This is a genomic window from Streptomyces sp. NPDC005899 (genome assembly GCF_040629645.1).
Lineage (GTDB): Bacteria > Actinomycetota > Actinomycetes > Streptomycetales > Streptomycetaceae > Streptomyces.
Genome location: NZ_JBEXWB010000071.1, coordinates 1 through 21,457, shown reverse-complemented (window position 1 = coordinate 21,457; position 21,457 = coordinate 1). Strand labels below are relative to the sequence as shown.

General features: G+C 74.0%; 12 protein-coding genes. 6 read left to right on the top strand and 6 right to left on the bottom strand.

Going from position 1 to position 21,457, the window contains the following annotated elements:
* The coding region (locus ABZ371_RS11985) for a glycosyltransferase (RefSeq protein ID WP_358677115.1) at nt 1–940 on the bottom strand (940 nt) is incomplete at its 3' end.
* A 101-nt stretch (nt 941–1,041) separates the two neighbouring features.
* Here ABZ371_RS11985 and ABZ371_RS11980 point away from each other — a divergent pair.
* From ABZ371_RS11980 to ABZ371_RS11955, 6 genes are all read left to right on the top strand, one after another.
* The gene (locus tag ABZ371_RS11980; protein WP_358677112.1) at nt 1,042–3,342 is read left to right on the top strand and encodes a CDP-glycerol:glycerophosphate glycerophosphotransferase; all 2,301 of its coding nucleotides are present in this window, start codon (nt 1,042–1,044) and stop codon (nt 3,340–3,342) included.
* 91 nt (nt 3,343–3,433) lie between these two features.
* Nucleotides 3,434–4,144, top strand: a complete 711-nt coding sequence (locus ABZ371_RS11975; protein WP_358677110.1) for a class I SAM-dependent methyltransferase — start codon at nt 3,434–3,436, stop codon at nt 4,142–4,144.
* Between the two features lie 11 nt (nt 4,145–4,155).
* Complete coding sequence (locus tag ABZ371_RS11970; protein ID WP_358677107.1) at nt 4,156–5,049, top strand: TylF/MycF/NovP-related O-methyltransferase; 894 nt, start codon at nt 4,156–4,158, stop codon at nt 5,047–5,049.
* Between the two features lie 260 nt (nt 5,050–5,309).
* Entirely contained in the window at nt 5,310–8,771 is a 3,462-nt protein-coding gene (locus tag ABZ371_RS11965) for a CDP-glycerol glycerophosphotransferase family protein (protein ID WP_358677104.1), read from the top strand.
* Entirely contained in the window at nt 8,768–11,620 is a 2,853-nt protein-coding gene (locus ABZ371_RS11960; RefSeq protein WP_358677101.1) for a CDP-glycerol:glycerophosphate glycerophosphotransferase, read from the top strand. The genes ABZ371_RS11965 and ABZ371_RS11960 overlap by 4 nt, the downstream gene beginning before the upstream one ends.
* Nucleotides 11,617–12,774 (top strand): glycosyltransferase, encoded by a 1,158-nt coding sequence (locus tag ABZ371_RS11955; protein WP_358677098.1) that lies wholly within the window; start codon nt 11,617–11,619, stop codon nt 12,772–12,774. Before ABZ371_RS11960 ends, ABZ371_RS11955 begins: the two co-directional genes overlap by 4 nt.
* A gap of 51 nt (nt 12,775–12,825) precedes the next feature.
* On the opposite strand, the gene ABZ371_RS11950 is transcribed toward ABZ371_RS11955, so the two are convergent.
* The 5 genes from ABZ371_RS11950 to ABZ371_RS11930 form a co-directional block, all read right to left on the bottom strand.
* Entirely contained in the window at nt 12,826–15,060 is a 2,235-nt protein-coding gene (locus ABZ371_RS11950) for a bifunctional glycosyltransferase family 2 protein/CDP-glycerol:glycerophosphate glycerophosphotransferase (RefSeq protein ID WP_358677095.1), read from the bottom strand.
* A gap of 169 nt (nt 15,061–15,229) precedes the next feature.
* Nucleotides 15,230–16,162: a carbohydrate ABC transporter permease gene (locus ABZ371_RS11945; RefSeq protein WP_358677092.1), complete on the bottom strand. Its 933-nt coding sequence runs from the start codon at nt 16,160–16,162 to the stop codon at nt 15,230–15,232.
* On the bottom strand, nt 16,159–17,538 hold the full coding sequence (locus ABZ371_RS11940; RefSeq protein ID WP_358677089.1) for a sugar ABC transporter permease: 1,380 nt from the start codon (nt 17,536–17,538) through the stop codon (nt 16,159–16,161). The genes ABZ371_RS11945 and ABZ371_RS11940 overlap by 4 nt, the downstream gene beginning before the upstream one ends.
* Before the next feature lie 4 nt (nt 17,539–17,542).
* Nucleotides 17,543–18,907, bottom strand: a complete 1,365-nt coding sequence (locus ABZ371_RS11935) for an extracellular solute-binding protein (protein ID WP_358677084.1) — start codon at nt 18,905–18,907, stop codon at nt 17,543–17,545.
* A 210-nt stretch (nt 18,908–19,117) separates the two neighbouring features.
* Nucleotides 19,118–21,457, bottom strand: a 2,340-nt coding sequence (locus tag ABZ371_RS11930; protein ID WP_358677081.1) for an FtsK/SpoIIIE domain-containing protein, incomplete at its 5' end; no start/stop codon positions are given.

The following is a 21,457-nucleotide window of genomic DNA, read 5'->3' as shown; positions in this document are numbered from 1 at the left end:
CGTCCAGCCGCCGTTCGCGCACGAGCCGCCACCTGAGGCGTGCCCCGGCGGGCAGCCCGGCCACCGCGGCGCCGCCCGCCCGGTCGAGGAAGGCGCCGGCGTCCGCCATGAACGCGGCACGGTAGGTAGGCCCGCCCATCGGCAGGCCCTCCAGGAAGTAGACGAAGTCGTCGCGCAGGCAGGACGCGTCGTACAGCCGCCGCTGGGCTGGGTCGCGGTCCGCCAAGAAGGCGCTCACCCGCTCACACGCCGCGATGCGGTCGCGCACCCCCCGCACGTCCGTGCGCCGCCGGGTGATCGAGCCCTCGCGGACGCGCCAGTCGTAGACGTGCTCGTGGAGCACGTCCACCGCCGTGGCGAGGTGGTGCGCCGGGATCATCACGGGGGCGTCCTCGTAGAGCCTGCCCACCGGGAAGGTGAAGGCGTGGCGGTCCCAGAAGGAACGCCGGAACACCTTGTTCCAGGCGACCCGGTCGGCCAGCAGCCGTGCGTCGCGGGTGACGTGCGTGCGCAGGTGGTCGGCGGTCAGCCAGCGGTACTGCCAGGCCTGCTGCCTGCCCTGCCCGGTCAGGCGCCACACGTTGCCCGTGGCGAGGTCCGAGCCGGTCGACTCCAGGGAGCCGATCATCCGTGCGTAGGCGTCGTGGACGACGACGTCGTCGCTGTCCGCGAACGCCAGGTACGGGACGCCGGGAGTCGTGTGGGCGACCCCGGTGTTGCGCGCGGCGCTGAGCCCGGCGTTGTCCTGGCGCACACAGCGGAAGCGGTCGTCCCGGGCCGCGAAGTGCTCGGCGATCCTGCCACTGCCGTCGGTCGAGCCGTCGTCGACGAGCACGACCTCGAGGGCGTCCAGGGACTGGCCGGCCAGGGAGGCGAGGCACTCCTCCAGGTAGTCCTCGACGTTGTGCACGGGGACGACGACGCTGAGGAGTGGCTTCATGTACGGATCAACCCCAGGGGCCCGTCCGGGTCACCGGAGCTGACCCGAACGGGTGAATGTCCGCTACGGGAGGTGTCCGTCGCGCACTACGCTCCGCTGCCATGCTCGTCAGTGTCGTGATGCCCGTCCACCGCGTCCTCGGATACCTGAGGGCGGCCGTCGAATCCGTGCTCGACCAGTCCGACGGGAGCTGGGAGCTGATCGCCGTGGCCGCCGGACCCCCCGACGGCGGCCTGGCCGTCGCACGGGAGTTCGCGGAGCGGGACCCCCGGGTGCGCGTGCTGCACACCGCGTCCTGCGGTGGCTCCCGGGGGCCGGGCGCGGCCCGCAACGCGGGGGCGGCCGAGGCGCGCGGCACCTATCTGCTCTTCCTGGACGGCGACGACCTGCTCCTGCCGGGGGCGGTCCGGGAGATCACCGCACGGGTGTGTCCCGGACGGGCGGGGGCGCGGCGGGAGCAGGAGCAGGTGCGCGAGCAGGAGCCCGCGGCGGCACCGGCCGGGGCGGCTCCCGGGCGGCCCGGTGCGGCGGGAGGGACGTCTCCGGTGACGGCCGGTGCGGCGGGAGGGGCGTCTCCGGTGACGGCCGGTGCGGCGGGAGGGGCGTCTCCGGTGACGGCCGGTGCGGCGGGAGGGGCGTCCCCCGTGACGGCCGGTGTGTCAGCAGGGGTGCCCCCGGTGCGGCCCGGTGTGTCCCCCCCGCCCCCCGGCCCGCCCCCCGACGTGCCTCCGGCCCGGCCCGACGTGCTCCTCCTCGGACACGACCGTGTCGACTGGTGGGGCCGGACGGCGCCCGGGAACACCCTCCCCGCGGCCCGCAACCAGCTCTTCCGCCGCGCCTTCTGGACCGCGCACGGCCTCCGCTTCACCGACGGGCCGTACGACGACGTCGTGCCCGTCCTGCGCGCGCGCTTCCTCGCCTCGGACGCGGGCACCCTCGCCGCACTCGACCGGACTTGCGTACGCCACCGCCTGCGCCGCTCGGGCACCTCGGCCACCGCCCCCGGGCGCGAGCACTTCGCCGTCATCGGCGCCTACGGGCGGCTGGCCGCCGAGACGGGGGGCGACCCGCGCGTCCTGGCGGAGCGCACCGCCCATCTGCGGGCCGTGCTCGCCGATCCGGGCCGGATCGCCCCCGCCGACCGGGCGGCCTTCTTCCGTGCGGCCGGGCTCCCCGGGCGGTACGCCGCACACCGGGCCAGGGAGGCTGTCCGGGCCCGGCGCGTCCGGGCGCGCGCCGTGCTGCTCGCGGCCAGGAAGACGCTGCGCGCCCGGGTGCTGCGGGCCGTGTACCGCGCCGACCTGCGCCGGCCGCTCGACCCGTGCCTCGCGGTCTACGGGGCCTACTGGAACCGCGGCGTCGCCTGCAATCCCGCGGCGGTCTACGCCAAGGCCCGTGAGCTGGTCCCGCACATCCGCGGTGTCTGGGTCGTCTCCTCACGCCACCGCGACCGGATGCCGGCCGGCGTGCCGTACGTGATCGAGGGGTCCCGGGCCTACTGGCGGGCCATGGCCACCGCCACGTACCTCGTCAGCAACTCCAGCTTCCCCGGCGGTTTCACCAAGCGCCCGGGGCAGGTCTACCTGCAGACCCACCACGGGACCCCGCTGAAGACCATGGGCCTGGACCAGTACCCCTACCCCGCCCTGACCAACGGGGTGGACTTCGAGCGCGTCGTCGCCCACACCGACCAGTGGGACTTCAGCCTGTCCGCCAACCCGCACTCGACCGAGGTCTGGGAGCGCGTCTACCCCTCCTCGTACGAGCACCTGCCGTACGGCTATCCGCGCAACGACGTGTTCTTCGCCGCGACGCCGGAGCGGACGGGCGCGATCCGCGCCGGTCTGGGCATCGCCCCCGGGGCGACCGTCCTGCTGTACGCGCCGACCCACCGTGACTACCGGCGCGGTTTCCTGCCCCGGCTGGACCTGGAACGCCTGGTCCGCGAGCTGGGCGGGGAGTACGTGGTGCTGGTGCGGGCCCACTACTTCTACGGGCGCTCGGCCGGGCAGCCCGCTGCGGACGGGGTCATCGACGTCACGGGGCATCCGAGCACCGAGGAGCTCTGCCTCGCCGCCGACGCGTTGATCACCGACTACTCGTCCCTGATGTTCGACTACGCCTGCCTGGACCGCCCGATCATCACGTACGCGCCGGACTGGGCCGCCTACCGGGCCGCACGCGGTACCTACGTCGACCTCCTCTCCGGCCGCCCCGGCGACACCCCGGGGGCGGTGGCCACCACGGAGGAGGAGTTGCGGGAGGTGCTGCGGACGGGCGTGTGGCGCTCGGCGGGGGCGACCGCGCTGCGGGCCGCGTTCCGCCGCCGCTTCTGCCCGTACGACGACGGGCACGCGGCGGAACGGGTGGTGCGGCGTGTCTTCCCGGTCGGGTCCGGCTGACGCCTCCCGTCACCCGTACGGGGCGTCCCCTTCGGACCGTCCCGTCGTTGTCCTCAACAGCGCGCGCGCACCGCAACGTTGGGAGAAGTCCATGCACCGGTCCGCCTACGAGCAGATGGAACTCTGCGTCGAGGAGTATCTGCCCAAGGCACGGAGGCACCGTGTCGTGGACCTCGGCTCACGGATCTCGGGCAAGCAGACCCGCACCCACAAGGGGCTGCTGGCGGACCACGACATCGACTACGTCGGCGTCGACGTGCTCGACGGCCCCAACGTCGACGCGGTGATGACCCGTCCCTACCGCATCCCCGTCAGGTCGGGCAGTGCCGACGTCGTCCTGTCCGGGCAGGCGTTCGAGCACATCCCCTTCTTCTGGGTGACGATGCTGGAGATCGCCAGGGTCCTGAAGCCCGGCGGACACGCCTTCATCACCGCCCCCTCGCGCGGGCACGTCCACGACGCGCAGGACTGCTGGCGCTACTACCCCGACGGCTTCCGGGCCATGGCGGCCCACTCCCGCCTCGAACTGCGCGAGGCGTACACCGACTTCCCGCCGTCCCGGGGCATCTGGCACGACTACGGCTCCATCGACGCGAAGGCCGCCTACTGGGGCGACTCCGTCGGCGTCTTCCGCAAGCCGCGGGGCTACCCACGGCTCACCATGTTCGCCGTGCGGGAGACGGCGGTCTGGTGGGCCAACAGGGTCGGCGGGGTGGAGCGGGTGCCGTTGCCGCGCCCGCTCGACGGCCGGGAGCGGTGCGGACGGCCGGGAAGCCCCGCGGTCCCATCAACCACAGGTTGACGAAAGGTGACATGAGCCGCAATACGCGCGTACTGTCCGGCGGCATGGCTTGGCGCAACGCCGTCAACGGCGTCCTTCAGCAACTCACCGGATACCAGCTCAGGCGCGCGACCGTGCCCGCCCCCCGCGTCTCACCGGCGGGGAAGGCCGAGCAGCCCGCCCCTTCGGCACGGCAGCCGGAGCCCGGTGAGCCGGCGGCGGGGAAGCGACCCGCCGAGGCGAGGAAGCCGCAGTTCCCGGCGGACTACGACGACGAGGCCAAGGACATCATCCGTGCGGTCAAGCCGTACACGATGACGTCGCCGGAGCGGCTCAACGCCTTCGTCCTCGCGACCCGGCACGTCGTCAGGCACCGGATCCCCGGTGACATCGTCGAGTGCGGCGTGTGGCGCGGAGGGTCGATGCAGGCCTGTGCGAAGACGCTGCTCTCCCTCGGTGAGACCAGCCGCGACCTCTACCTCTTCGACACCTACGAGGGCATGACCGAACCCACCGCGGAGGACCTGCGGCGTGACGGCCGGCCGGCGCGGGAACTGCTGGACGCGCAGGGCAAGGACCGCCCCATCTGGGCCGTCGCCTCGCTCGAGGACGTGCGGGCCGGGTTCGAGCAGGTGCCCTACCCCGAGCACCGCGTCCACTACGTGCGGGGCAGGGTCGAGGACACCGTCCCCGGACAGGCCCCGGAGCAGATCTCGATCCTCCGGCTGGACACCGACTGGTACGCCTCGACCAGACACGAGCTGCGGCACCTCTACTCCCGCCTGGTGAGCGGCGGGGTCCTCCTCATCGACGACTACGGCTACTGGCAGGGATCGCGCCAGGCGGTGGACGAGTTCCTGGAGGAGACCGGCGAGCGGCTGCTGCTGCTCCGCATGGACGAGGGCCGCATCGCCGTCAAGCCCTGACGGGGAGGCACGCGTCGTGAAGCCCCGTGCCTCCCCGGCACGGGGCTCGTTCGTTATGCAGAAGACCAGTCGAGCCCGGACCGGCGGAACCGGGGTGGAGAGGGAGCGGGATCCGGTGCGCGCGGCCGCGAGGCGGAGGGTCGGGACATGGCGGAGCCATGGTGGCCGACGACTTCGCCGCGGAAGCGCGCGGTGGATCCCGTGACACCACCCCCGTTCCCGGCCGGTCACCGTCCGCCCGGAAGGATCGTGCGCAGCGCATGGCACCCCGTCTCACCGTCGTCGTCCCGCTCTACAACGTCGAGGAGTACCTCGGAGCCTGCCTGGAGTCGCTGGCCGGGCAGACCATGGCCGATCTGGAGGTCGTCATGGTCGACGACGGGTCCACGGACGGCAGTGCGGCCGTGGCACTGGAGTTCGCACGCCGGGACACGCGGTTCCGGCTGATCCGGCAGGAGAACGCCGGGCTCGGGGCCGCGCGCAACGCGGGCGCGGGACAGGCCCACCCCGACGGCCGGTTCCTGGCCTTCGTCGACAGTGACGACGTCGTACCGGCCGGCGCCTACGCCAGGATGCTCGCCGAACTCGACGCCTCCGGATCCGACTTCGCCACGGGGAACGTCCTGCGGCTCCGGGCGAACGGCGCGCTCGAGCAGTCCCCGATGTTCCGCAAACCGATGGAGACCCACCGCCGCGCCACCCACGTCACCCGGGACTGGATCCTCCTGGGCGACCGCATCGCCTGCAACAAGGTGTTCCGCAGGTCGTTCTGGGACAGGCACGCCTTCGCCTTCCCGACCGGCGTCCTGTACGAGGACATCGCCGTCGTCCTTCCCGCCCACTTCCTCGCCGGGAGCGTCGACGTCGTCGAGGAACCCGTCTACCACTGGCGGGACCGGGACGGCTCGATCACCACCCGGCGGGCCGTGTCCCGGGGCATCCGCGACCGCGTCACCGCGGTGTCGTCCGTCAGCCGCTTCCTGGCCGAGCGGGGCATGGCGGAGGCCCGGCGGCGCTACGACGCCCACGCGCTCTCCGGTGACCTCTGGCTGTTCATGGAGGCGCTGCCGGACGGCGACGCCGACTTCCGGGAGGCGTTCCTCACCCATGCCAACGCCTTCGCCGACACCGTCGAACCGGCCGTCCTCGCCGACCTCCCCCTGCACCTGCGGGTCAAGTGGCAGCTCATCCGTGAGCGCAGGACCCCGGAGCTGCTGGCGCTCCTCGCACACGAGGCGACCGACCGGGACACCTTCCGCGTCCAGGGCGTGCTGCGTCCGAGGGCGCAGTACCCGGGTGTGCGGGGGCCGCTGCCGCACCGGGTCACCGCCCTGTCGGACGCGGACCTCCCGGTGCACGCCCATCTCACCGAGGCCGTCTGGCGGGAGGGGAAGCTGCACCTCACGGGGTACGCGTACGTCCGCAACGCCCCGGGGCGGTCGGCGGGTACCGGCTGGCTGAGGTCGGGCCGGCGGCTCGTCCCGCTCCGGATGCGCACGACGGTGACGGACGAGGCCGCCGCCAGGTCGGGCCGTACCCTGCACCGCTACGAACGGTCCGGTTTCGAGACCGTGGTGGACCCCGGCCGGCTCGCCGCCCGGGGTGCCCGCGCGGTCTGGAAGCTCGAGTCCGTCGTCCTCGCCGGGGGCCGTCCGCGCCGGGGCCCGATGCGGCTGCTCGGCAACCCGGCCCCGCCGGCCGTGCACTACCTCGGCGAGCGCGGACGAATCGTCCCCGTGCTCAACGGCAACAAGCTGGAGCTGCGCGCCGAGCGGATCCACGCGGTGCTGGCCGGGCACGCGCCGGCCGGCGCGCAGGACCGGGAGGGCGGCGCGGTGCGGATCGCGGTGCGGGTCCTCGACGCCGACGGCCCGGCGGGCCTGACGGCCCTGCGCCTCCAGGAGTGGCGCACCAAGGAGACCCGGGAGTTCCCGCTGGCCCCGGACGAGGCCACGGACGGCCGTACGCTCGTCGCCCACGTGCCGCTGGACACCTTCTGCCGCACCGACGGCGACTGGGGGGTCCAGCTCGTGGGCGCGGGCCGGCGGCTGGCGGTCGCGGCCCGCCCGGAGACGGAGGCCGGACGGTATCCGCTGGGCGGGGGCCGTGAGCTGTACGCCGCGGCGAACCCCTCCGGCGACCTCGTCCTCACCGACCGGCCCGTGCAGCCCGTGCTCACGCGTCTGACCTGGCCCGAGGGTGGCGACCTCATCCTGGAAGGGACCTTCCCGGCGGTGCCCGCGAGGCCGGTCGAGCTGGTGCTGCGGCACGCCGGCCACCGGGAGGAGGCCGCCTTCGCCGTGGAGCACACGGGGGCGGTGTTCCGCACGGCGCCGGCCCCGTCGGCCGTCGAGGGGGCCGGGGGCACGCTGCCGCTCGCGGAGGGCCGCTGGTATCCCTTCCTGCGGGAGCGGGGCGAGAGGGACCCGGAGCGCTACCTCCCGCTGCGCGTGGCGCCCCAACTGCACGCAGGGCTCCCGGCGCACCGGGATCTCGGCGGGCGCCGCTTCACCCTGGAGCGGCGCTTCCACGACCGGCTGAGCCTGGAGTCCGGCAGCGCCCTGCCCGCGCGGGACCGGGGCGCGTACGGGCAGAGCCGGCTGCGCGAGAAGTACGCCGCCGAGCGGACCCGGGGGTTGCGGGACGCCGTGCTGTACTCCAGCTTCGACGGGCGCCAGTACTCCGACTCGCCCCGCGCCGTCCACGAGGAGCTGGCCCGGCGCGGCACCGGCGTCGAGCACCTCTGGGTCGTCCGCGACCAGCAGGCCGCCGTGCCCGCCGGAGTGCGCGCGGTGGCCCTGCACAGCGCCGAGTGGTACGAGGCGCTGGCCCGCAGCCGCTGGATCGTCACCAACACGCAGCTACCCGACTGGTTCGAGCGGGCGGACGGCCAGTTCGTCGTCCAGACGTGGCACGGCACCCCGCTCAAGCGCGTCGGCCGCGACCTGGCGGGCACCCCGTGCGCCGACGCCGCGTACATGGCGTCCATGCCGCGGCGTGCCGCCCAGTGGAGCGTGCTCGTCTCGCCGAACACCTTCTCCACCTCCGTCCTGCGCCGTGCCTTCGGCTACACGGGGGAGGTGCTGGAGTGCGGTTATCCCCGCAACGACCTGCTGTACGCCCCCGAGCGGGCGAAGACGGCCGTCGCCGTAAGGGAGGCGCTGGGCGTGCCCGACGGCAGGCGGGTGGTGCTCTACGCCCCCACCTGGCGCGAGGACCGGCCCAGGCGGGGAGGCCGGTACGGACTCGACCTCCAGCTGGACCTGGCCCGGGCCAGGAGGATGCTCGGGGACGACCACGTGCTGCTGGTGCGCCGCCACTACCTGGTCGGCGGCAGCGTCCCGGAGGACGGCTTCGTCCGTGACGTGTCGCGCTACCCGGACGTCGCCGAACTGATGCTGGTCAGCGACGTGCTGGTCACCGACTACTCGTCCCTGATGTTCGACTTCGCCCAGACCGGCCGGCCGATGCTGTTCCACACCCACGACCTGGAGCACTACCGCGACACCCTGCGCGGTTTCTGCTTCGACTTCGAGGACCGGGCGCCCGGCCCGCTCCTGCCCACCTCGCAGGGCGTCGTCGAGGCGCTGCGCGACCCGGAGGCCGCGACCGCCGGGCACCGGGGGGCGTACGACCGATTCCGCGCCGACTTCTGCGATCTCGACGACGGTACGGCCGCGGCGCGGGTCGTGGACCGGATGCTGGAAGGGGCGCGGGCATGAGCACTCCCGACCTCAGCTGTGTGATCACCGCCGCACCGGGCGGGGAGGCCGCCCTGCGGGCCTCCGTGGAGTCCGTGCTCGAGCAGTCGCTGCGCGCCGTCGAGGCCCTCGTCGTCCTCCCCGCCGACGCCGGCCCCGCCCTGCGCGCGATGGCCGGATCGCTCGCCGGGCACGCGCCCGGCCGGATCCGCGTCCTCGCTCCCGACGCTCCGGCGGGCGCCGTCCCGGTCCTGCGCAACGCCGGGCTCGACGCGGCCCTGGGCACGTACGTCCTCGTCCTCGGTGAGGGCGAACGCCTCCAGCGGGACGCCTGCCGCAACCTGTGGGAGGCCGGGGAGCGCACCGGCGCGGACCTGGTCGCCGGCTGCTGGAGCAGGCTGACCGGGGACGGGCCAAAGGAGCAGGAACCGCCCTGGCAGCAGGCCCTGTTCGCCCGCTCCCGGGTCCTCGCACGGTTCGCCGAAGCGCCCGAACTGGCCGCACACGACGCCCTGGTGACCGGTTTCTGCCTGCGGCGTGCGGCGCTGGAGCGGCATGGCCTGCGCTACGACGAGGACCTCGCCCGCAGCGGGATCCTCTTCGGCCCGCTCGCCGCGGCGGTGGTCGGCAGGATCGCGCTCCTACGCCGCAGGATCGTCTCCGGACGCGCCGCGCCCGACGCCGGCCGGGACCTGGCCGGTCTGGTGGAGGCCCACCGGCGGGTGTGCCACGTCCTGGTGGCGCAGGGCCTGACGAGCCTGCGCGAGGAACGCGACCGGGCCTTCCTCCGGGACCACCTCGTGCCCCTCGTGCGTTCGTTCGTCCTGCGCTCCGCCGCCGAGCGCGACGAGATCGCCGCGACGGCCGCCCGGGTGCTGGCGGACGTCGTCCCGCGGGACGCGCTGCTCGGCCTCCCGCCCGTGGAGCGCGTCGGTGTGGGGCTGCTGTGCCGCGGCGACGCGGAGGAGGTGCTCGCGGCGGCGTACGCGCTGCGCAGGCGGGGCACCGTGGCCGCGCCGCTCGGCCCGGGCGAGGACGGGCGGGTGTACTGGCAGGGCCGGCCCGACCCGGTCATGGACGTCACCGCGCTCGGCCACCAGCACCGGGAGTTCGGCGAGCTGAGACTGATGAACCGGCTCACCCGCTACGAGCCCGACGGCGGCCGGGTCCTGCTCGCCGGCCGTCTCGTGCTGCCGGCCCACACCGGCCCCGCCCCGGACCGGACGCTCACCGCGCACCTGGAGTTCCGGGTGCGGGACGGCTCCCGCGCGTTCCGCTTCCCCGTCGGGGACGTACGGCGCGAGGCCACCTCGGTCGCCTGGCACACCCGCGTCCACCTCACGCGCGGTCTGCGCCCGTTCGGTGTCCGCGACACCGTGTGGGACGCCCGGATGGTGCTGGACGACGGCCGGACCCGCTCGGTCAGCGACCTGTTCGCCCCGCACGACCTGGTCGGCCCCGCGGACCGCTCGCCCGCCCGCCCCCGGCTGGGCCGGTCCGCCGGTGACACCTGGCAGCCCTACGTCACGCTCAAGGACCACCTGGCGCTCCGGCTGGAGGCCCGCGGCCGCCCCGCCCGCACGGCCCGGCGGTTCGTCCACTACGCCACCCACTTCCGCCCCGCCCGCCGGGCCAGGAGCCTGCTGCGGGCCCTGCGCACCCGGCTGGACCGGCTGCACGCCCGGGGCCGCAAGGTCTCCGTCTACCACTCCTGGTTCCTCCGGCTGCCCGTGCGCAAGGGCTCCGTGGTCTTCGAGAGCCACATGGGCAGGTGCTACGGGGACAGCCCCCGCGCCGTGCACGAGGAGGTGCGCCGCAGGGGGCTGCCCCTGCACTGCGTCTGGTCGTACGAGAACTCCCCGGACGGCTTCCCGGCCGGCGCGCGACTCGTGCGCCGGTGGTCCTGGCGGTATCTGTGGGCCCTCGCCCGGGCCGAGTACTGGGTCGACAACCAGGGCTTCCCGCAGCACCTGCGCAAACCGTCCGGCACGACCTACCTGCAGACCTGGCACGGCTCGGCGTACAAGCGCATGGGCTTCGACGAGACCCGGGTGCGGATGCAGAACGCCCCGCAGCGCGAGCGGCTCCAGCGGGCCGTGCACCGCTTCGACCACTTCCTCGTCCGCTCCGAGCACGACGTGCGCACGCTGGCCCGCGCCTACCGGCTGCCCGAGGAGTCCCTGCTGCGCACGGGATACCCGCGCAACGACGCCCTGATCGCGGCGCGGGTCAGGGCGGAGGCCGAGGGACGGCTGCCGCGTCCGCCGCTCGCGGCGCGGCTGGGGCTGCCCGACCACCGCAAGACCGTGCTCTACGCGCCGACCTTCCGCGCCGTCCGGGGCGGGCGCCGGCGCCGGCCCCTGCTGCTGGACGCCGCACGCTTCGCGGAGCGCTTCGGCGACACGTACACCCTGCTGGTGCGCGCCCACTACCTGGAGGCTGCGAGCCTGCCCGTGTGCCCGCCCGGCACGGTCGTGGACGTCTCGGGCCACCACGACGTCAGCGAGCTGCTCGCGCTCGCCGACGTCCTCGTCACCGACTACTCGTCGATCATGTTCGACTACGCACTCCTGGACCGCCCGATCGTCCTGTTCGCCCCCGACCTCGACGCGTACGCCGCCGACCGGGGCAGCTACTTCGACCTGCGGGAGAAGGCTCCCGGGCCGGTCGTCGGGACCGAGGACGAGCTCTTCGCCGTGCTGGCCCGGCTGAAGACCGCGGACACCGGTTTCCAGGAACGGCGCACCGCCTTCGCCGAGGAGTTCGGCGGCTACGACCGGGGGGACGCGGCCCGCGCGGTCGTCGACACCGTGTTCGCCCGGCACATCGTCCCGGCCCGCGGGGCCCGCAACGGGGAGGCCGGCCGATGAGCCGCAGCCGTGAGGTCCGCGACGTCTTCATCGTCTCCAACAGCACGGACGAACTCGGCGGGGTGACGGGCTGGACGCACCGGACGGCCCGGCTGCTGCTGGAGCGGGGCCACCGGGTGCGGGTGATCGGGATCCACGCCTCCGCGCTGAAGATGGCCCTGCCCGAACCGTCCGGCTACCCCGTGACGGCGCTGTACCCGGAGCACCCCCCGACCCCGTGGGCCCCGAAGGGCCTCCGGGACCGCCTCCGGCTCACGGCCAGGAGGCGCGAGGCGGCACGCGTGGCGGAGAAGCGGCGTGCCGTCGCCCGGCTCTCGGACATCCTCCGCACGGCGCGGCCCGGCGGGGTGGTGATCGTCAGCCAGGTCTGGGCCATGGAGTGGGTCGGCGAGGCGGACACGGCCGGTCTCCGGGTCATCGGGATGAGCCACGAGTCCTACGACTACTCCCGGGCGAGTCACCGCTACCGCTGGATCAGGAACCACTACAGGGCGCTGGACCGCTGGCTCGTCCTCACCGAGGAGGACGCCGACACCTGGGCGGGCGACGGGATGCACAACGTCGGCTTCATGCCCAACGCCCTGGCCGCGCTGCCCGGCGCGCCCTCGCCCCGGAGCGAGAAGGCCGTGGCCAGCATCGGGCGGCTCACCGACCAGAAGGGCGTCGACATGCTCCTGGACGCCTGGGCCCTGGTGGCCCCGCGGCGCCCCGGCTGGCGGCTGGACGTCTACGGGGCCGGCGAGGACGAGGCGGAACTGCGGACCCGGTGCACGGATCTGGGCCTGGACGGGTCGGTCCGGTGGAGGGGCCGCACGGACGACGTCCCGGGGGCGCTCGCGGCGTCCTCCGTGTTCGTCCAGTCCTCGCGCGGCGAGGGCTTCCCGCTCGCCCTGCTGGAGGCCATGGCGAGCGGGGTGCCCTGTGCGGCGTTCGACTGCGCGCCGGGTGTCCGTGAGATCATCCGCGACGGCGAGGACGGACTGCTGGCACCCGCCGGGGACGTCGGCGCGCTCGCGGACCGGTTGCTGCGGCTGACCGGCAACCCCCGGCTGCGGGACGCCATGGGGGACCGGGCACGGATCGCCGTCCAGCGGTTCTCCGAGGAAGAGGTCATGGACCGCTGGGAGGACCTGTTCGCGCTGCTGGAGCGCTGAGCGGCCGTGCGGGCCGTGCTGGCCCGGCCCGCACGGCCCGGGCGTGCCGCCTCACCCGTTGGTGTACTCCCGCACCGGCACCTGACGGGGCACACCCGTGGTGCCCAGGTCCCTCAGGGGCGTGGGCACGGGCAGTCCCGAGGTCTCGCCCAGGAAGACCCGGCGCACCACCCGCTCCGCCGCGTGCCCGTCGTCGTACGGGCAGAAATGGGCCCGGAAGGCGGCCCGGCGCTGCGCGGCGCGGGGGCCGCGCCAGTGGTCCGTGGCGAGGATCCGGTGCAGTTCGTCCTGGTCGCGGGCCACGGCCCCGGGGGGAAACGCCTCCAGGTCGAAGTAGGTGCCCCTGGCCGCCTCGTACGCCTCCCGGTCGGCGAGGTGGAGGACGACCGGACGGTCGAGGTTGACGTAGTCGAACATGAGTGACGAGTAGTCCGTGATCAACGCGTCCGAGGCGAGGCAGAGTTCCTCGACGGACGGATGGCCGGTGACGTCGATGATCTGCGGGTGCGAGGGGCAGGAGGTGCCCGCCCGGGAGGCGGCGTCGAGGTAGTGGGAGCGGGCCAGGACCACGAAGTGCGGTCCCAGCACCCGGACGAGCCGGACCAGGTCCAGGGGCGGGTGCGGGTCGCGCCGGTAGTCGCGGTGGGTCGGTGCGTAGAGCAGCGCGGTGTGGCCGGGCGGCACCGCCAGCCGCTCCCGCAGCTGTGCGACCTCGGCGGGCCGTGCGCGGTGGAAGACGTCGTTGCGGGGGCTGCCGTACTCCAGCGTGGTGTACCCGGAGGGGTAGGTGCGCTCCCACACGAGCGTCGAGTGCTCGTTGGCGGAGAGCGAGAAGTCCCACTTGTCGATGTTGCGCAGCAACTGCTCGAAGTCCATGGGGCCGGCCGCCGCCGGGCGGTGCACCAGGTCGGTACCCATGGTCTTCAGGGGGGTGCCGTGGTGGGTCTGGAGGAACACCTGGCCGCGCCGCTTGACCAGCCTGCGGTCGAAGTTCACGTTGTTCACGAGGTATCCGGCGCGGGCCAGGGCCGTCCAGTACGCGTACGTCCCCGGGTGGAGCACGCGGGTGGCCGCCGGCACCGTGTGCGCGTCCTCGGGGCGGCAGATCCAGAAGGTGCGCAGGCCGGGGACCAGGGCGCGGGCGGTGGCCTCCAGGGCCGCGGGGCTGCAGGTGTAGCCCCGGTGCCAGTAGGCGGCGAACACCGCGTCCGCGGGGCGGACCGGCAGCCGCAGCTGGACGCGGTAGTGCAGCTGGAGGGCGGCTCCGCGCGCCGCACGGCGCAGGGCGGCGCAGCGGTGGCGCAGCCGGCCGCGCAGCTGCTGCGCGGCCCACAGGAAGCGGTACGTGCGGTGGGCGCCGAGCCGGAACAGCGCGTGCCGCAGGCGGGTGCGGCACGGCACGGGGGCCCCGGGTACGCGGTAGCGGCGGCAGTGGGCACGGGCGCGGCGGAAGAACTCGGCCCGGGTGCCGCGCGGGAGCCTGCCCCGGGAGGTGAACAGCGTCGAGAAGTGGTCGAGCATGCGGCGGAACATCACCGGCCGCCAGACGGCGAGTTCGGGGCGCGCGTCGATGAACGCGAAGACCCGGTCGTACTGGTCGAAGACGTCGAAGTGCCTGCGGGTGGTGGTGGACAGGATGTTGCCCCGGCGCCGCTGGCGGTATCCGACGCAGACCGCGTCCAGGACGGCGATCGATCCGGCGGCCATCAGCACCGGGTAGGTCCAGGGGGTGTCCTCGTAGTAGCCGGGCGGGAAGGCGAAGCCCTCGGCCTCGATGAACTCGCGGCGGTAGGCCTTGTTCCAGACGACCATGAGGACCTTGAGCAGCTCGGGGCGCTGCGCCAGCCGGAAGGAGGCGGGGCCGGTCTCCGCGAGGTGCTCGGCGAAGGTGTTGCGCACGGCGCCGCCCGACCAGTAGGTGCGGGCGTAGTCGTAGACGAGGACGTCGGGTCCGCCGGTCGCGTCCAGCCGGTCGGCGATGGTCTGCAGTGCTTCGGGGGTGAAGGTGTCGTCGCCGTCGAGGAAGAGCAGGTAGTCACCGCTCGCCCTGGCGACGCCGGCGTTCCGGGCGGGACCCAGTCCGGCGTTGTGCGGGAGGTGCACGGCGCTGACCCGGGGGTCGCGGGCGGCGTACTCGTCGGCGATCGGGCCGCAGGCGTCCGGCGAGCAGTCGTCGACCACGATGATCTCGTAGTCCTTGTACGACTGGTCCAGCACGGAGTCGAGACACGCGTGCAGGTACGCCTGGACCCGGTACGCGGGCACGATGACACTGAACCGGGGCACAACACATCCAGGGGCGCTCGCGGGCGGGCAGGTGGCCCGCAAACGGCCGATGGAGTGACATGGTTACGCCGGACGTGGCATTCGGGGGAAATACGAGGTAGGGCGGCCCATTCGAGAGTGAACGGGCCGCCCCGAGGTTGACGAACCTCTGTGCTGTTGTCGGTTTCTCCTACTTGACCGCGCCGGCCATCACGCCGGAGACGAACTGCCGCTGGAACGCGAAGAACACGGCCAGCGGAATCACCATCGACACGAAGGCGCCGGGTGCCAGCACGTCGATGTTGTTGCCGAACTGCCGGACCTGCTGCTGCAGGGCCACCGTGATCGGCGGGGACTCCGAGTCGGCGAAGATCAGCGCGACCAGCATGTCGTTCCACACCCAGAGGAACTGGAAGATGCCGAGCGAGGCGATCGCCGGCCCGCCCAGCGGCATGACCACCCGGGTGAACAGCCGGATCTCGCCCGCGCCGTCCAGCCGCGCGGCCTCCAGGAGCTCGCGCGGGATCTCGGCGAAGAAGTTGCGCAGCAGGAAGATGGCGAACGGCAGCCCGAACGCCGTGTGGAACATGATCACACCGAAGGTCGTCTCGAAGATCCCGATCGCGCCGAAGAGCTCGGAGACGGGGATCAGGGCGACCTGCACGGGCACGACCAGCAGGCCGACCACCACCAGGAACCACCAGTCGCGGCCGGGGAACTCCATCCAGGCGAACGCGTAACCCGCGAACGAGCCGATCACCACGACCAGCAGGGTGGCCGGGACGGTGATCAGCACGGTGCTGAGGAGGGAGTCGGTGATCACCGGGTTGTCCAGCAGGCGCTGGTAGTTGTCGAACGTCAGCTCGGACGGTGCCGAGAAGACCTTCCACCAGCCGGTCGCCGCGATGTCGTCGGACCCCCGCAGCGAGGAGAGCAGCAGCCCGATGGTCGGCATCAGCCAGAACAGGGCCACCAGCACGAGGAAGACCCGCATGACACCACCGCCGGCCCTCGCGGCGAGCCGGGAGCCCAGGGACCGCCGGGCCGGTGCGGCTTCCGGCCGGGACACCGCACGCACCGCGTCCGGGGTGGGAGCCGCCTGCGCGGCCTCGTTCGTGGTCATCGCCGTCCCTCCTTCCGTATGCGGCGGATGTTGAACAGCATCACCGGGATCACCAGCAGCAGCAGGAGGACGGCGATGGCGCTGCCGACCCCGAGGTCCGCGTCCGTACCGAACGAGGACCGGTACAGCTGCAGCGCCAGGACGTTCGCGTCGTCCTGCGAGGAGCCGGGGGCGATGATGAAGACCAGGTCGAAGATCTTCAGGACGTTGATCATCAGGGTGACCAGCACCACCGCCAGGACGGGAGCCAGCATCGGGACGGTGATCCGGCGGAACACCTGCCACTCGTTCGCCCCGTCCACCCGGGCCGCCTCGAGGAGTTCGCGGGGCAGGCCCGCGAGGCCCGCGGCGATCAGGACCATCGCGAAGCCCGCCCACATCCAGACGTAGCTGCCGATGATGCCGGGGGTCACCAGGGAGGGCCCCAGCCAGTCGACGCCGTTGTACGGCTCCCGGAAGTTGTCCGCGGGCAGGCGGAGCACGGCGCCGTCCGCCGACGCGGGCAGCGTGAAGACCCCGTCGGCGCCCGCCGTCGTCGAGGCGACGACCCTGCCGCCCTTGACGGCCTCGACCTCGATGCCCTTGAGGCCGGACTCCGAGGGGTCGACGACGTTCGGCCTGCCGCCGCCGCCCTTGGTGAAGTCCAGCCACGCGGTGCCCGTGACCCCGTCACCGGACGCCGGCGCGGCCTTCGCCGGCGCCGCGTCGTCCGGCATCTTGGCGGGCGCCACCCCGACCAGCGGCAGCAGCACCGGCTCCCCCGCCCGGACGGGCTCCTTGGTGACGAAGGAGCCGCCACCGCCCGCCTTCAGCGGATGGACGGGCAGCGGGTGCGCCTTGGGGAACGCCGACGACGCGGCGAACGTGTCGTGCACGCCCACGGCCACCGCGTTGGCGACCCCGCGCTCCGGAGCCTGGTCGTACACCAGCCGGAAGATGATGCCGGCGGCCAGCATGGAGATCGCCATCGGCATGAAGACGATCAGCTTGAACGCCGTGCCCCAGCGGATCCGCTCGGTCAGCACCGCGAAGATCAGGCCCAGCGCCGTGGAGACCGTCGGGGCGAGGACCACCCAGACCGCGTTGTTCCTGACCGCCGTGCGGATGGTGTCGTCGGTGAACAGCGCCTTGTAGTTGTCGAGGCCGGCGAAGCCCGTGCCCGCCTGGTCGAAGAACGACCGGTAGACGGAGTACACGATCGGATAGACGACGAGGGCGCCGAGCAGCACGAGGGCCGGCAGCAGGAACACCGCCGCGACGACCCTGCGCGTGCCCGTCACACTCCGCCGCGAGCGCGCGGGTCCGGGCCCGCGCCCACCGGGACGCTTGTCGGCGGGGGGCACCGGTGCGGTGCCCCCCGCGGTCGCTGTGGTCATCCCGTCAGCTCGTGTAGGCCTTGGCGGCGTCGGACTCCAGCTTGGCCTGGGTCCCCGCGATGTCCTTCGGGTTCTTCAGGAAGTCCTGGAGCGTCTTCCACTCGCCCTTGCCGGGCGTCCCGCCGAACGACTGCGGGGCCTGGTCGGACATGTCGAAACGCACGTCGTCCCCGGCGTCGATCAGCGCCTCGGCCATCGTGCGCTGCACGTCGTTCGGGTAGGCGGCCGTGTCCAGCGACTTGTTGGGCGAGATGAACCCGCCGGCCTCGGCCCAGATCCTCGCCGCGTCCTTGGAGGCGAGCCAGGTCAGCAGGGCCTGGGCTCCCTTACCGTCCTTGAGCGCCACGGCCGCGTCACCGCCCGTCACGACGGGGGAGTCGGCGCCGACCGCCGGGAACGGGAACACCTTGGCGTCCGTACCGATCTTCGCCTCGGTCTGGGCGATGTTGACGGACACGAAGTCGCCCTCGAACACCATCGCGCCCTTGGGCTGGTCGCCCCCGGTGAACGTCTGCGTGACCGACGCCGGGAACTCCGTCTGAAGGGCCCCGTCGGCACCGCCCGTGATCAGGCTCGGCTTGCCGAAGAGCTCGGCCAGGGTGGTCAGCGCGTCCTTGACCGACGGGTCCGTCCACTTGATCTCGTGCTTGGCCAGCTGGTCGTACTTCTCCGGGCCCGCCTGGGAGAGGTAGATGTTCTCGAACCAGTCGGTGAGCGTCCAGCCGTCCGCACCGCCGACCGACACCGGCGTGACGCCGGAGGCGGACACCGTCTCCGCGGTGGCGATGAAGTCCTTCCAGGTCTTCGGCTCGCTCGCGCCCGCGTTCTCGAACGCCTTGGTGTTGTACCAGACCAGCGACTTGTTGGCGGCCTTGAAGTAGACGCCGTACTGGGTGCCGTCGACGCTGCCGAGGTCCTGCCAGACCTTGGCGTAGTTCTGACCCAGCTGGGCCCGCGCCTCCGGGCCGACCGGCTTGGCCCACTTCTTGGCCACCGCCTGCTGGATGGCGCCCACCTGCGGGATCATCGCCACGTCCGGGGGCTGACCGCCCGCGATCTTCGTACCGAGGAAGTTCACGATCGGGTCCTGCGCCGGGACGAAGGTGACCGTGGCACCCGTGCGCTTCTCGAACTCGTCCAGCACCTTCGTGAAGTTGGCCTGCTCAGGGCCCGTCCACACCGCGGCGACCGAGATCTTCTGGCCGTCCAGCTTCGGCAGCGCGACGCTCGGCGAGCTCTCCTTGTCCGGGCCGGAGCCCTCGCCCGCCTTCTTGTCCTTGCCACCGCCGTCGCTGCAACCGGTGAGTGCGAGCGCCCCGATGGCGGTGAACACCAGAGCGGCTCGCCGCATGCGAAGGGTTGTGCGCATTCCTGCCCCGTCTCTCCTGCACGCGCGTGGGCGGACCGGCACCGAACGGTCGGACCCTGCGGTGCCGCTCACGCCCCGCATCGTGCGGTTCACATCGTCCGTGCGCACAGTCCTACGCCGGGTGCACCAGCGCCGCAATACCGCGATCACTCCCAACTGGCCGATCGTGACAGGCTCGTGACGTCGCGCCAGGTCGGTGGGGCTCGGCGATCAGGAGGGCGAGGGCGCGGTGTACGGGCTCAACGGGGGAAGCCGCTCGGCGTTCACCGACCGGGCCGCCCGCTCCAGCGCGCTGGCCAGCAGCGCCAGGTCGGTGGGCCCGTTGCCCAGCTCGCGGACCGGCCGGCGGGCCGGCGGATCGCCCATCCGCTCCCACTCCAGCGGGACCACGGTCGGGCGCAGCGTCGCCGTGCGCGGGATGCGGCCGGTGACCCGGCCGCCCTGGAACGGCGTCACCCGGCCGTCCGGATGCCCGAGCCGTCCCCGGCCGGGCGCCGCCTCGTCGGGGGAGGGGGGCACGACGGGCGGGTCGAGCACGATGCGCAGCCGGGCACCCCGGGCCAGCTCGGTGTCCTCGGTGCGGTCCGGCCGGCCGGAGGCGGCGACGAGGTGGACGCCCAGGCGCCCGCCGTCCCTGGCCACGGCTTCCAGGACCCGGACGACGGACCCGGCGGACGGGCGGCCCGGACTCCCGAGCGCCGGGGCCACCAGGGCGTCGAAGTCGTCCGCCAGGACGACGAGCCGGGGCAGCGGGGACGGGCCGGGGTCCGCGGCGCGGGCGGCCGCCGGGCGCAGCCGCAGGGTGCCGCCGGCGGGGGTGTCGAGGTCACCGCGCTGTTCGGCGGCGCTGCCCGGGCGCCGGCCGGTCAGCAGAGCCTGCGATTCGGCGTACCGCTCGTGCCATGCGGTGAAGTCGAGCCCGCCGAGCAGCTCCGCCCGGCGTTTCAGCTCGCCACCGAGTGCCTGGGCGAACTCGCGCATCCGGACGGGATCGGAGGCGACGAGGTGCGTGAAGACGTGCGGCAGCTCCGTACAGGGGCGCAGCCCCTCGCCGCGCTCCCCGTGCTCGCCGCCCGAGCCGTCGATCAGCAGGATGCCGAGCCGGTCGGGCCGGGCGGCGGAAGCCAGCGAGGCGGCCACGGCCCGCAGCAGTTCCGTGCGGCCGCTGCCCGCCGGTCCCTCTATCAGCAGGTGCGGCCCCTCGCCGGCGAGATCGACGGAGAGGGGGCCGCGGGGTCCGGCGCCGAGAACTATCACCGGGCGCCCGGCAGACCCGGCGGCCGCCGGGCCGGGCAGGGGCCCGCCGTCGCGCCGCTGCGCCACGATCCGGGTGGTCCCGGCCCCGGCCGTCGCGCCGGACGACAGGTGGCCGGAGCCGGAGCTGGTGGGCCCGTGGCCCTGCGACGGGGCGGGTGCGGGCCGGGCGGTCCCGCGCTGCGGGCCCACCCGGGGCCCGGTGCTCAGGGTGCGGCCGGACCCGGCCGTGTCCAGGTCGGCCCCGGCGGGGACCACCGGGGGCAGCGTGGCACCGGGCTGCTGCTCGGCCGTGGAGGCCCAGCGGGCCATCAGGGAGGCCGGGGTGGCCCGCGCGAGGCCCAGCTCGTCCAGGAGGCGGGCGGACGGGGGCGGCGCGGCGGCCACGGGCCTGCCCGGCAGCACGGCCGACCCCTCGTCCCGCAGGGGTGCGAGGGCCCGGGCGAACCGCTCGGCCCAGGGGACCGACACCGCGTCCACCGTGGCGACGGTGCCGTGGCCCGCCGTCCGGCCGCCCGCGGTGCGCAGCAGGCGCAGCGCGGTCGCCACGTCGCCGCTCAGCATGGCGACGGCCCCGCACTCGCGGAAGGGGATCGAGGCGCGGCACGCCGCGTCGTAGGTGGCGGCGACCGGGGAGGTGGGTGAGGCGGCCGGCGTCTCGGCGAGGCAGACGAGGTGGATCCCGGCGGCCGCACCGGCGCCCGCCAGCCCGGCGGTGGCCTCGCGCAGCTCGGCCGAGCCCGGGTCGCCGTCCACGATCACCACGGTGTACGGCCCCGCGTGGCCGCGGGCGGCCTCGGCGACGGCCGAGCGGTCCGCGCTCGCCCAGGCGTGCCCCAGCGGCCCGTCCTCCATGCGGCGCACCAGCTCCGCCGTCCTGGCCGCCGCCTGCTCGCGGTCGTACGCGAGGAGGAGCCTGCAGTCCTGGCCGTGCATGGGGCGCAGGTGGGGCAGCCACCCGAGCCAGGACCAGTCGCGGCGGCGTTCCTCCGCGCCGCGTGCCCGGTCCGTGCTGATCAGGACGATCTCCAGGTCGAAGGGGGAGTGCAGGGCGGCGAGCTGGGCCACCGCCGAGCGGGCCAGCCCGGTCAGCCGGGCCCGGGGGCCCGCGAGCCCCAGGGAGCCCGCCTCCCGCAGCCCCACGGTGACGGGCACGGCGGGCAGACCGGCCCGCTCCGACGTGCCCAGCCGCACCACCAGGGCCTCCGGGTGGGCGGGGCCGCGCTCCCACAGCCGGGGGCCGGGGCCGAGCGCCGTGAGGAGCACGGCCGCGGGGTCCGGCCAGGTGCCGGCCGG

Coding starts and splice junctions, on each gene's coding strand:
- ABZ371_RS11980 (WP_358677112.1), top strand. CDS start 1,042: ATGCTCGTCAGTGTCGTGATGCCCGTCCACCGCGTCCTCGGATACCTG.
- ABZ371_RS11955 (WP_358677098.1), top strand. CDS start 11,617: ATGAGCCGCAGCCGTGAGGTCCGCGACGTCTTCATCGTCTCCAACAGC.
- ABZ371_RS11945 (WP_358677092.1), bottom strand. CDS start 16,162: ATGACCACGAACGAGGCCGCGCAGGCGGCTCCCACCCCGGACGCGGTG.
- ABZ371_RS11975 (WP_358677110.1), top strand. CDS start 3,434: ATGCACCGGTCCGCCTACGAGCAGATGGAACTCTGCGTCGAGGAGTAT.
- ABZ371_RS11965 (WP_358677104.1), top strand. CDS start 5,310: ATGGCACCCCGTCTCACCGTCGTCGTCCCGCTCTACAACGTCGAGGAG.
- ABZ371_RS11940 (WP_358677089.1), bottom strand. CDS start 17,538: ATGACCACAGCGACCGCGGGGGGCACCGCACCGGTGCCCCCCGCCGAC.
- ABZ371_RS11970 (WP_358677107.1), top strand. CDS start 4,156: ATGAGCCGCAATACGCGCGTACTGTCCGGCGGCATGGCTTGGCGCAAC.
- ABZ371_RS11960 (WP_358677101.1), top strand. CDS start 8,768: ATGAGCACTCCCGACCTCAGCTGTGTGATCACCGCCGCACCGGGCGGG.
- ABZ371_RS11935 (WP_358677084.1), bottom strand. CDS start 18,907: ATGCGCACAACCCTTCGCATGCGGCGAGCCGCTCTGGTGTTCACCGCC.